Annotated in this window: 9 protein-coding genes and 1 tRNA gene; 8 read left to right on the forward strand and 2 right to left on the reverse strand. The window is 65.4% G+C overall.

The window, feature by feature from the left end; all coding sequences use genetic code 11:
- Together HNP49_RS09015 and HNP49_RS09020 are read right to left on the reverse strand one after the other, a co-directional pair.
- Window positions 1-158, reverse strand: a 158-nt coding sequence (locus HNP49_RS09015; protein ID WP_184682543.1) for a cysteine peptidase family C39 domain-containing protein, incomplete at its 3' end; no start/stop codon positions are given.
- A gap of 324 nt (window positions 159-482) precedes the next feature.
- A tRNA-Ser gene (locus HNP49_RS09020) sits at window positions 483-572 on the reverse strand.
- A 225-nt stretch (window positions 573-797) separates the two neighbouring features.
- Between HNP49_RS09020 and HNP49_RS09025 the strand changes: the two genes are divergently transcribed.
- The 8 genes from HNP49_RS09025 (at window position 798) to cobA (ending at window position 12,039) form a co-directional block, all read left to right on the forward strand.
- The gene (locus HNP49_RS09025) at window positions 798-1,487 is read left to right on the forward strand and encodes a crotonase/enoyl-CoA hydratase family protein (protein ID WP_184682545.1); all 690 of its coding nucleotides are present in this window, start codon (window positions 798-800) and stop codon (window positions 1,485-1,487) included.
- 106 nt (window positions 1,488-1,593) lie between these two features.
- A complete protein-coding gene (locus tag HNP49_RS09030; protein ID WP_184682547.1) occupies window positions 1,594-2,034 on the forward strand; it encodes a thioesterase family protein in 441 nt (146 codons plus the stop codon).
- A 412-nt stretch (window positions 2,035-2,446) separates the two neighbouring features.
- Window positions 2,447-3,658 (forward strand): NarK/NasA family nitrate transporter, encoded by a 1,212-nt coding sequence (locus tag HNP49_RS09035; protein ID WP_184682549.1) that lies wholly within the window; start codon window positions 2,447-2,449, stop codon window positions 3,656-3,658.
- 70 nt (window positions 3,659-3,728) lie between these two features.
- Complete coding sequence (locus HNP49_RS09040; protein ID WP_184682551.1) at window positions 3,729-5,399, forward strand: bifunctional protein-serine/threonine kinase/phosphatase; 1,671 nt, start codon at window positions 3,729-3,731, stop codon at window positions 5,397-5,399.
- Between the two features lie 274 nt (window positions 5,400-5,673).
- On the forward strand, window positions 5,674-8,130 hold the full coding sequence (gene nirB / locus HNP49_RS09045) for a nitrite reductase large subunit NirB (RefSeq protein WP_184682553.1): 2,457 nt from the start codon (window positions 5,674-5,676) through the stop codon (window positions 8,128-8,130).
- Window positions 8,127-8,453, forward strand: coding sequence for a nitrite reductase small subunit NirD (nirD, locus tag HNP49_RS09050; protein WP_184682555.1), 327 nt, complete (start codon window positions 8,127-8,129; stop codon window positions 8,451-8,453). Before nirB ends, nirD begins: the two co-directional genes overlap by 4 nt.
- A gap of 114 nt (window positions 8,454-8,567) precedes the next feature.
- Window positions 8,568-11,291 (forward strand): nitrate reductase, encoded by a 2,724-nt coding sequence (locus HNP49_RS09055; protein ID WP_184682557.1) that lies wholly within the window; start codon window positions 8,568-8,570, stop codon window positions 11,289-11,291.
- Between the two features lie 10 nt (window positions 11,292-11,301).
- Window positions 11,302-12,039 carry a uroporphyrinogen-III C-methyltransferase gene (cobA, locus tag HNP49_RS09060; RefSeq protein WP_184682559.1) on the forward strand — a complete coding sequence of 246 codons (738 nt, stop codon included), beginning with the start codon at window positions 11,302-11,304 and terminating at the stop codon, window positions 12,037-12,039.
- The last annotated feature ends 127 nt before the right edge of the window (window positions 12,040-12,166 follow it).

Consider the following 12,166-nt stretch of genomic DNA (forward strand, 5'->3'; position numbering starts at 1 on the left):
AGATCAGGCGTGGACAGTGCCCGGCCATCGGCGGCGAACTCGTGCGCCAGCTGCTCCGGCGAGGCGGCGACGTTGTGGAAACGCGCCAGCATGACCAGGCAGGCCAAACCGGTGTCGACAGCGGGCGACTGCCCCTGTCCCTGGGGTTGTTCAATCATCACAATCCTTTGCACAACCGGCAGATCATCTCTGAAAGACCGGGATCATTAATTGCCACTAACCCGATAGGCGCGCCGAAAAGCAGGTACGAAAACTACCTGCTTGCTTGCCTGACAGCAAGAACTGCAAGGTCGCGCCGTGCTCAAGGTGAGCCACTCTATGCACCCAACGCTTCATAAAGTTCGATGCCGAATGCCGCAGCTATCTCCACTTTGCCAACAGCCAGAGCAAGTCTCCCCATTAGATTGGACAGTCTGCGACTATCAGCACGCCAACATCGAAAACGAAAAAGCCCAGCACTAGGCTGGGCTTTTTCTAAGGTCTGGCGGTGAAGAAGGGATTCGAACCCTTGATACGGTTTCCCGTATACACACTTTCCAGGCGTGCTCCTTCAACCGCTCGGACACTTCACCGGATCTCGCTGGGCTTGCACCCCGTCGAGGCGCGCTAAATTATCCGAACAGGCTGCCATTGGCAACCTCTTTTTGCAGTTTTTTCATGTGCTTAACCAGCCGTCGCGGTGCTCGTGTACAGGCGTTCACGCGACCTACCGGTCAGCCTCAAGGCTTGTCCTCCGCCATCAGGCTGAGTAAGGTCTGCCGACCTTTCGGCATCGGCCGCAACCTAGGAACACAGATATGAGCGACCTGATCAGCTACCAACTCGAAGACGGCATTGCCACCCTGACTATCAGCAACGGCAAGGTCAACGCCATTTCCCCGGACGTGATCGCCGCCTTCAACGCCGCCCTGGACCAGGCCGAAGCCGATCGCGCCATCGTCATCATCACCGGCCAGCCGGGCATCCTTTCCGGTGGCTACGACCTCAAGGTGATGACCTCCGGCCCGCAGAATGCCATCAACCTGGTGGCCGCCGGCTCCACCCTGGCGCGCCGCATGCTGTCGCACCCCTACCCGATCATCGTCGCCTGCCCAGGCCATGCCGTGGCCAAGGGCGCCTTCATTCTGCTCTCGGCCGACTACCGCGTCGGCGTGGAAGGCCCGTTCAGCATCGGCCTCAACGAAGTGCTGATCGGCATGACCATGCACCACGTCGGCATCGAGCTGGCCCGTGACCGCCTGCGCAAGAACTTCTTCAACCGCTCGGTAATCAACGGTGAAATGTTCAACCCGCAGCAGGCGCTGGAAGCCGGCTTCCTCGACGCCGTCGTGGCGCCCGAGGAGCTGATGAACGCTGCCAAGGCCATGGCCACGCAGATGAAGAAGGTCAACATGACCGCGCACAAGAACACCAAGCTGAAGACCCGCAAGGCCTTCCTGGAAACCCTGGACGCGGCCATCGAGCTGGACAAGCAGCACCTGGGCTAAGCCCACGCTGCCCCCAAAAGCCCGGCCCCGTGCCGGGCTTTTTATTGCCTGCGATTTACCCCGACGCAGTAAACTGCGCCTCCGCTTTGATTACCCGAGGTTTGCCATGGCCCGCCTGGACCTGCACTTTGCCGATGAGCTGTTCTGCTACCAAACCCATCTCACCGTGCGCATCACCGATATCAACGCCGCCAACCACCTGGCCAACGATTCGATGATCTCGATGATTTCCGAGGCCCGGGCACGCTTTCTGTTCGAGATGGGTGTGGAAGAAACCCGCGAGGACGGTATCGGCATCATCGTCACCGACCTGGCTACCACCTATAAGGCAGAAGCCCACGCCCGCGACCAGTTACTGTTTCAGGTCGGGGTGATGGATCTGAACAAATACGGCGGCGATATCATCTTCCGCATCACCCGCCCCGCCGATGGCCGACTGATTGCGCTGGCCAAGTCCGGCTTCGTGTTCTTCGACTACCGCGCCTCGCAGGTGGTGGCGATGGCCGAATCGTTCAGTGCCAAGTTCCCCCAGGCCAACTGGCTGTAAACGCGCACCAATAGCGCGCACAAAAGCCCCAGCACGCTCCAGATTGCAGCCAGCAGTCGCCTGAATACCCCGTAACCGGGCCCAAAACAGTGCCCAGGGGTGCTTAAGCGAAGTTGGCCCGGCACTTGCAATAACCCCTTCGACGGCAGCCAATGATGGTTGCCCCATACGGCAAAGGCGTCGCATTCAACCGGTCGGTCAGGTACCGCGTTGAGGCGGCGCCTTTTTCGTTTCTGCCCCGTTGCCGGGGCCGGCATGCCGACTGTGATCCAGCGGTGCGTTTGACTTCTTGCTCCTTGATGGCCTTGGCCATCCGCGACGGGCCACAAGCCCGCCGCTTCCCTCGCCTCCGGCCTACCACGCTGTGTCGGCTGGCGGGGGTTCTTTTAATCACTGCCGATTGAGGTGAGAGATGAATACAAGTTTCTGGAAAGCCGGCCACGCACCGACGCTGTTCGCCGCCTTCCTCTATTTCGACCTGAGCTTCATGGTCTGGTACGTGCTCGGCCCGCTGGGCGTGCAGATTGCCGCCGACCTCGAACTGTCCACCCAGCAACGCTCGCTAATGGTCGCCACGCCGATCCTCGCCGGCGCCGTGCTGCGCTTCCTCCTCGGCATCCTCGCCGACCGTACTTCACCGAAGACTGCCGGCCTGTTCGGTCAGGTGGTGGTCATCGCCGCCCTCAGCGTGGCCTGGCTGCATGGCATTCACAGCTATGAGCAGGCACTGCTGCTGGGACTGTTCCTCGGCTTCGCCGGCGCCTCGTTCGCCGTTGCCCTGCCGCTGGCCTCGCAGTGGTATCCGCCGCAGCATCAGGGCAAGGCCATGGGCATCGCCGGCGCCGGCAACTCCGGCACCGTGCTGGCCGCCCTGTTCGCCCCAGGCCTGGCCGCCATCTTCGGCTGGAACAACGTGTTCGGTCTGGCGCTGATTCCGCTGGTACTGACCCTGCTGATCTTCGCCGGCGTAGCCAAGAACGCCCCCACCCGCCCGGCACCCAAGGCCCTGGCCGACTACCTGAAAGCCCTGGGCGACCAGGACAGCTGGTGGTTCATGTTCTTCTACAGCGTGACCTTCGGCGGCTTCCTTGGCCTGGCCAGCGCACTGCCCGGCTACTTCCACGACCAGTACGGCTTCGACGCGGTCAAGGCCGGTTACTACACCGCCGCCTGCGTCTTCGCCGGTAGCCTGATGCGCCCGCTGGGCGGCGCCCTGGCCGACCGCATCGGCGGCATCCGCGCCCTGCTGGTGATGTACACCGTGGCCTCGCTGTCGATCGCCGTAGTGGGCCTGAATCTGTCCAGCGCCACCGCTGCCCTGGGCCTGTTCGTGATCGCCATGCTCTGCCTGGGCGCCGGCAACGGCTCGGTGTTCCAGCTGGTGCCGCAGCGCTTCCACCGCGAGATCGGCGTGATGACCGGCCTGATCGGCATGGCTGGCGGCATCGGCGGCTTCTGCCTGGCCGCCGGCCTGGGTGCGATCAAGCAGTCCACCGGCGACTACCAGCTGGGCCTGTGGCTGTTCGCCAGCCTCGGCATACTGGCCTGGGTCGGCCTGCTCAGCGTCAAGAGCCGCTGGCGCACCACCTGGGGCAGCGCAGCCATGACTGCCGCCCGCGTCTGATCCAGGGTTAAGCTCACGCCCACCGACAAAGCCCGGCCCTGCCGGGCTTTGTCCATTGCCGAGACCCCTTATGAGCCTGCAACTGACCCTTGCCGAAGCCAGCGCCATCGGCCCGCGCAGCGAGAACCAGGACGCCCTGCGGGCGGTGACCCCGGCACCGGCACTGGCGGCCAGCAAGGGCAGCCTGTTCGCCCTGGCCGATGGCGTCAGCCAATGCGCCGACGGCGGCCTGGCCGCCCGTGCCACCCTGCAGGCGCTGGCACTGGACTACTACGCCACACCGGAAACCTGGCCGGTGGCCCAGGCGCTGGATCGCCTGCTGGTGGCACAGAACCGCTGGCTGCAGGCCAATGGCGGTGGCCAGCCGCTGCTGACCACCCTCACCGCCCTGGTGCTGCGCGGACGCCGCTTCACCCTGGCGCATGTCGGCGACTGCCGCGCTTACCGATTCCACAACGGCAGCCTGGAGCTGCTCAGCGAAGACCATGTGTGGGAACAACCGGGCATGCAGCATGTGCTCAAGCGGGCCATGGGCCTGGACCAGCACCTGGTGGTGGATTACAGCGAGGGCGAGCTGCAGACCGGCGAACACTTCCTACTGCTCAGCGATGGCGTCTGGGCCGCACTGGGCGACGACCGCATCCGCGGCATCCTGCGCGACGAGCCCGAGCCCCAGGCCGCGGTCAACGCCCTGGTGCATGCCGCCCACCTGGCCGGCAGTCAGGACAACGCCAGCGCCCTGCTGGTGCGCGTCGACAGCCTGCCGCAGAACAACCTCGGCGACACCCTGGCCCAGCTGCGCGACTGGCCACTACCACCGCGCCTGCGGCCGGGCCAGTCGTTCGAGGGCTGGCAAATCGAGGGCGTACTGGCCGAGTCGCGCCAGTCGCTGCTGTACCGGGTCCGTGACGAGCAGGGCCAGCCCTGGCTGCTGAAAACCCTGCCCGCCAGCCGCAGCGACGAGCCGGATGCTGCGCAGAGCCTGCTGCTGGAAGAATGGTTCCTGCGCCGCGTGGCCGGCCGGCACTTTCCCGAGCTGCATGCACTGCCGCAGCGCCAGCACCTGTATTACGTGCAGCGCGAATATGCCGGGCAAACCCTGGCCCAACTGCTCAAGCAGAACGGCCCGCTGCCGCTGGGGCAATGGCAGCAGCTCGCCAGCCGCCTGCTGCGCGGCCTCGGCATGCTGCACCGGCGCAACATCCTGCACCGCGACATCAAGCCGGAAAACCTGCACCTGGGCAGCGACGGCGAGCTGCGCCTGCTCGACTTCGGCCTGGCCTACTGCCCGGGGCTGAGCGTCAGCCACGACCACCAGTTGCCCGGCACCCCCAGCTACCTGGCGCCAGAGAGTTTCCAGGGCGCCGCGCCAGACGCCCAGCAGGATCTGTATGCCGCCGCGGTGACGCTGTACCAGCTGCTCTGCGGGCACTACCCCTACGGCGAGATCGAACCCTTTCAGCACCCGCGATTCGGCCAGCCCACCCCGCTCAGCCGCTACCGTCCGGATGTCCCGGCCTGGCTGGAGGAGCTGCTGGCCCGCGGCCTGGCCAGCGACCCGGCACAGCGCTTCGAAACCGCCGAGCAGTGGCTGCTGCAGCTGGAACAGGCCGAACGCCAGCCCCTAGCCCTGCGCCCCCGTCCGCTACTGGAGCGCGAGCCACTCAAGGTCTGGCGCACCCTGGCCCTGGGCTCGCTGCTGCTCAACCTGCTGCTGGTTATCAATCTGCTCAAAAGCTGAAACAGCACCAGCCTGGTGCGGACAGCCTCAATCGAGTGCACCCCGCCCCTGCAAGGCATCACATGACACCCCGCCAGCCCAGTAATGGCGGGGCGCAAGCCAACTTGGCACGCCATCTGCTTAATAGCGATCAACACACATAGCGCACGGTCTTTCAACGGGGAAAGGCGGGCGGCCCGGTTGCACGGGATCAGGACAAAGGCGTCCTCGCATAACTGCGGGACGCCTTTTTTGTTTCCCCGAAAAACTCGGCACAGGTGATTGGAGAAAACCCATGAAGAAGCTCAAGCTGGTGATGGTCGGTAACGGGATGGCCGGGGTACGCACCCTGGAAGAGCTGCTCAAGCTCGCCCCCGACCTGTATGACATCACCGTATTCGGTGCCGAGCCGCATCCGAACTACAACCGCATCCTGCTCTCGCCGGTACTGGCCGGCGAGCAGACCTTCGAGGAAATCGTCCTCAACGACCTCGCCTGGTACCAGGACAACGGCATCGACCTGCGCCTGGGTCGCAAGGTGGTGGACGTCGACCGGCGCAAGCGCGTGGTCATCGCCGATGACGGCAGCAGCGCCGAATACGACCGCCTGCTGATCGCCACCGGCTCCAATCCCTTCATCCTGCCGGTACCGGGCAACAAGCTCGACGGCGTGATCGGCTACCGCGACATCGCCGACACCGAAATGATGATGGCCACCGCCAAGACCCACAGCCACGCCGTGGTCATCGGTGGCGGCCTGCTCGGTCTGGAAGCGGCCAACGGTCTGAAGATGCGCGGCATGGACGTGACCGTGGTGCACCTGGCCGACTGGCTGCTGGAGCGCCAGCTGGACAAGACCGCCGGCAAACTGCTGCAGAGTGCGCTGGAAGCCCGCGGTATCAAGTTCCGTCTGAACACCGTGACCGATGAACTGATGGACAACGGCGAAGGCCGCGTCTGCGCCGTGCAGTTCAAGGACGGCGACGTGATCCCCGCCGACCTAGTGGTGATGGCCGCCGGTATCCGCCCCAACACCGAATTGGCCGAGAAAGCCGGCATCCCGTGCAACCGCGGCATCCTGGTCAACGACACCATGCAGACCTATGACCCGCGCGTGTACTCGATCGGCGAATGCGCCAACCACCGTGGCATCGCCTACGGTCTGGTCGCGCCGCTGTTCGAGCAGGCCAAGGTCTGCGCCAACCACCTGGCCCAGCTCGGTTTCGCCCGCTACCAGGGCTCGGTCACCTCGACCAAGCTCAAGGTCACCGGCATCGACCTGTTCTCCGCCGGCGACTTCATGGGCAGCGAAGGCACCGAAACCATCACCCTCTCCGACCCTATCGGCGGCGTGTACAAGAAGCTGGTAATCAAGAACGACATCCTCGTCGGTGGCTGCCTGTATGGCGACACCGCCGATGGCGGCTGGTATTTCCGCCAGATCAAGGAAAACGCCAACATCAGCGAGATCCGTGATCACCTGATGTTCGGCGAAAGCGCCCTCGGCGACGTCGGCCACCAGGGTCAGAGCAGCGCCGCCAACATGCCTGACAGCATGGAAGTGTGCGGCTGCAACGGCGTGTGCAAGGGCACCATCGTCAAGGCCATTCAGGAGAACGGTCTGTTCAGCGTCGATGACGTCAAGAAGCACACCAAGGCCGCCAGCTCCTGCGGCTCCTGTGCCGGCCTGGTCGAGCAGATTCTGATCAGCACCGTCGGCGGCGCCGCCGACGTCAAACCGAAAAGCGAAAAAGCCGTGTGCGGCTGTACCGAGCTGAACCACGGCCAGGTGCGCAAGCTGATCCGCGAGAAGCACCTGACCAGCCTCAAGCAGACCATGGGCGAGCTGGGCTGGACCAGCCCGGACGGCTGCGCCACCTGCCGCCCGGCGCTGAACTACTACCTGATTTCCACCTGGCCGGGCGAGGCCAAGGACGACCCGCAGTCGCGCCTGATCAACGAACGCGCCCACGCCAATATCCAGAAGGACGGGACGTACTCCGTTGTTCCGCGCATGTGGGGCGGCGTGACCAACCCGTCCGAGCTGCGCCGCATCGCCGACGTCGCCGACAAGTACAACGTACCGATGGTCAAGGTCACCGGCGGCCAGCGCATCGACCTGCTGGGCATCAAGAAGGAAGACCTGCCGGGTGTGTGGAAGGATCTGGACATGGCCTCCGGTCATGCCTACGGCAAGTCCATCCGTACGGTTAAGACCTGCGTGGGCAGCGAGTTCTGCCGCTTCGGCACGCAGAACTCGACCCAGCTGGGTATCGACCTGGAACACGACCTGTTCAACATGTGGTCGCCGCACAAGGTCAAGCTGGCCGTCTCCGGCTGCCCGCGCAACTGCGCCGAGGCGGGTATCAAGGACGTCGGCATCATCGGTGTGGATTCGGGCTTCGAGATGTACATCGGTGGCAACGGCGGCATCAAGACCGAGGTGGCCGAGTTCTTCGTCAAGGTGAAAACCGCCGAGGAAGTCCGCGAATACAACGCCGCCTTCCTTCAGCTGTACCGCGAGGAAGCCTTCTACCTGGAGCGCACCGTGCACTACATGCAGCGCGTCGGCATGGACCACATCAAGAAGGCCGTGCTGGAAGACGAAGCCAACCGCAAGGCCCTGGCCGCCCGCCTGCAATACGCCCTGTCGTTCGAGCAGGACCCGTGGAAAGAACGCATCGAGACCCCGGTGCTGAAGAAAGAATTCGACCGCATCCCGGTTGTTGCCGTCGAGGAGGCCGCTGTATGAACTGGCTGGATATCTGTGCCCTGGAAGAAATCAACGTTCTCGGCTCGCGCATCGTCGACGGCCCGAAAGGCGACATCGCCATCTTCCGCACCAGTAACGATGAAGTGTTTGCCCTCGACGACCGCTGCCCGCACAAGGGCGGGCCGCTGTCCCAGGGGCTGATCTACGGCAAGCGCGTGGCCTGCCCGCTGCACAACTGGCAGATCGACCTGGAAAGTGGCGAAGCACTGGCCCCGGATGTCGGCTGCTCGCACAAGTACCCGGTGAAGGTGGAAGGCGGCCGCGTGCTGCTGGCCCTCAAGACCCTTAGCGACTGCGCGTAACACCCGGTCAGGGAGCGTGGCCAGGCCGCGCTCCCGCACCGCCTCTTTGAACCGGTGCCAACGGAGGCACCCTACGGACCGCTGCGGTTGCGGCCCTCGACAGGAAGCAGTGCCATGACAACCCCTTCCAGGACTCAGCTCACCGCCTCGACCTGCTGCTATTGCGGTGTGGGTTGCGGGGTGCTGATCGAGCATGACGGCGAGACGATTCTGGGGGTCAGTGGCGACCCCGAGCATCCGGCCAACTACGGCAAGCTGTGCAGCAAGGGCTCGACCCTGCACCTGACCGGCGACCTCGATGCCCGTGCGCTCTACCCCGAACTACGCCTGGGCAAAGGCCTGGCGCGCTCGCGTACCAGCTGGGACAGCGCGCTAGACCATGCCGCCAGCATCTTTGCCGAGACCATTCGCGAACACGGCCCGGACAGTGTGGCCTTCTACATCTCCGGCCAGCTGCTGACCGAGGACTACTACGCCTTCAACAAGCTGGCGCGGGCGCTGGTCGGCACCAACAATATCGACAGCAACTCGCGCCTGTGCATGAGCTCGGCCGTGGTCGGCTACAAGCGCAGCCTGGGCGCCGACGCACCGCCGTGCAACTACGAAGACATCGAGCTGAGCGACTGCCTGCTGATCGCAGGCTCCAACATGGCCTACGCCCACCCGGTGCTGTTCCGCCGCCTGGAAGAAGCCAAGGCGCGTCGCCCCGAGATGAAGATCATCGTGGTCGATCCGCGGCGCACCGACACCTGCGATCTCGCCGACCTGCACCTGGCCATCCTGCCGGGCACCGACGTCGCCCTGTTTCACGGCATCCTCCACCTGCTGCTGTGGGAAGGCTGGATCGACCGCCGCTACATCGATGCTCACACCGAAGGTTTCGACGCCCTCAAGAGCCTGGTGCGCGACTACACCCCGGCCGCCGTGGCCGACATCTGCGGCATCAGTCAGGCCGACCTGCTACAAGCCGCCGAACTGATCGGCAAGGCGCCGAGTTTTCTCTCGCTGTGGTGCATGGGCCTGAACCAGTCCAGTTCCGGCAGCGCCAAGAACAGCGCGCTGATCAACCTGCACCTGGCCACCGGACAGATCGGCAAGCCCGGCGCCGGCCCCTTCTCGCTCACCGGTCAGCCCAACGCCATGGGCGGCCGCGAGACCGGTTCGCTGGCCAACCTGCTGCCCGGCCACCGCGAGGCCGGCAATGCCGCGCACCGCGCCGAGGTCGCCGGCTACTGGGGCGTCGACAGCCTGCCGGAGAGCAGCGGCCTGACCGCCGTGGAGCTGTTCGAGTCGGTGCGCAGCGGCCAGATCAAGGCCCTGTGGATCGCCTGCAGCAACCCTGCACAATCCCTGCCCGACCAGAGCAAGGTGCACGAAGCGCTGCGCAGCTGCCCCTTCGTGGTGGTCCAGGAGGCCTTCGCCACCACCGAAACCTGTGCCTACGCCGACCTGCTGCTGCCCGCCGCCAGTTGGGGCGAGAAGGAAGGCAGCGTGACCAACTCCGAACGGCGCATCACCCATGTGCGCCGTGCCGTGCCAGCGCCCGCAGAGGCGCGGCCGGACTGGGCCATCACCTGTGATTTCGCCCGTCGCCTGGAACACCATCTACGCCCCGGCCTGCCCAGCCTGTTCGACTTCGACAGCCCCGAAAGCCTGTTCGAGGAATACAAGCAACTGACCCGCGAGCGCGACCTGGACCTGTCCGGCCTGTCCTACGCCATCCTCGATGAGCAGGGCCCGCAGCAGTGGCCGTTCCCCACAGGCGTCAGCACCGGCAGCCCCCGCCTGTATGGCGATGGCCGGTTCGCCACCGACAGTGGCCGCGCCCAGTTCGTCAGCGAGGCCTACCAGGCCCCGCGTGACAAGCGCGAAGCACGCTACCCGCTGAGCCTGCTCACCGGCCGCCTGCGTGACCAGTGGCACGGCATGAGCCGCACCGGCACCGCCGCGCGCCTGTTCAGTCACGCCCCGGAAGCCCAGCTCAGTCTGCACCCGGACGAGTTGCGCCGGCGCCACCTGAACAGCGGTGATCTGGTTGCCGCGCGCAGCCGCCGTGGCAGCCTGATCCTGCCGGTGGTGGCCGATGCCGCTATCCGTCCCGGCCAGGCCTGGCTGCCGATGCACTGGGGCGATCGCTTCCTCAAGGGTCTGGGCAGCAACGTACTGACCCAGCCGGCCTTCGATCCGCTGTCCAAGCAGCCGGAGCTCAAGCTCAGCACCATCGAGGTGAGCAAGGTCGAGCTGCCCTGGCAGCTGTTCGCCCTGGTCGAGGGTGATGTGCAGCATCGCCTCAGCCAGCTGCGGCCGCTGTTCGACGGCTTCGCCTTCGCCAGCCTGACCCTCACCGGTCGCGAGCGTCCGGCCCTGCAGATCCGCGCCGCCAGTGTGGTTGCGCCGGAGGCCGACCTGCTCGCACAGATCGATGCGCTGCTCGACCTCGACCATGGCCCGGTACTGGCCTACGACGATCCGCGCCGCACCGTGGGCAAGCGCGTGCGCATCGAGGACGGCCGCATCACCGCGCTGCGCCTGGCCGGCGAAACCATGGCCCGCGACTGGCTGAAAAGCCTGTGGCAGGAGGGCAAGGCCGATGCCGAGCTGCGCCGCTGGCTGCTGGCCCCCCGCTCCACGCCACCGGGCGCGGTCGCCGAACAGCAGCCGCAGAAAACCCTGTGCAACTGCCTGAACGTCAGCGAACAGGCGATCTGCGCCGGCATCGCCCGCGGCCTGAACCTGGATGGCCTGAAAAACGAACTCAAATGTGGCACCAGCTGCGGCTCGTGCGTACCGGAAATCAAACGCCTGCTGGCCACCCAGCCAGTGGCGGTCAATGCCTGAGGAGAAACCCATGCACGGTAAAGTCTGGTTGGTAGGAGCCGGCCCCGGTGATCCGGAACTGCTCACCCTCAAGGCGGTTAAAGCGCTGGCACAGGCCGATATCGTGATGATCGACGATCTGGTCAATCCGGCGGTGCTTGAACACAGCCCGCAGGCCCGGGTCATCCCGGTGGGCAAGCGCGGCGGCTGCCGCTCCACCCCGCAGGACTTCATCCACCGCCTGATGCTGCGCTATGCGCGCCAGGGCAAGTGCGTGGTGCGCCTGAAAGGCGGCGACCCGTGCATCTTCGGCCGCGGCAGCGAGGAAGCCGACTGGCTGGGCGAGCATGGCATCCAGGTGGAGATGGTCAACGGCATTACTGCGGGCCTTGCCGGAGCCACCCAGTGCGGCATACCGCTGACCCTGCGCGGCGTGGCCCGCGGTGTAACCCTGGTCACCGCCCATACTCAGGACGACAGCAGCCTCAACTGGCAGGCCCTGGCTCAGGGCGGCACCACCCTGGTGGTGTACATGGGCGTGGCCAAACTCCCGGAAATCCGCGAGAGCCTGCTGGCCGGTGGCATGCGCGCCGACATGCCGGTGGCGATGATCGAGAACGCCTCGCTGCCGCAGCAGCGCGAATGCCGCAGCACCCTGGCCGGCATGCAGCAGGCCGCCGCCGACTTTCAGCTGAAAAGCCCGGCCATTCTGGTCATCGGTGAAGTAGCCGCCGAGCAGGCCCAAGCCCTGCTGGCCGTCAGCGCCTGAGTCCCCTTCGCTCCTGCGAGGTCTTGAGCCCGGCCCCGGCCGGGCTCTTTTTTGCCTCGCGTAACCGGGCAATCGCGACATAAACCCCGAGAGCAGACGGTATAACCCGTCTGCGATCAAGCTGCTT

The organism is Pseudomonas fluvialis (assembly GCF_014207935.1).
In the GTDB taxonomy this organism is placed as follows: domain Bacteria; phylum Pseudomonadota; class Gammaproteobacteria; order Pseudomonadales; family Pseudomonadaceae; genus Aquipseudomonas; species Aquipseudomonas fluvialis_A.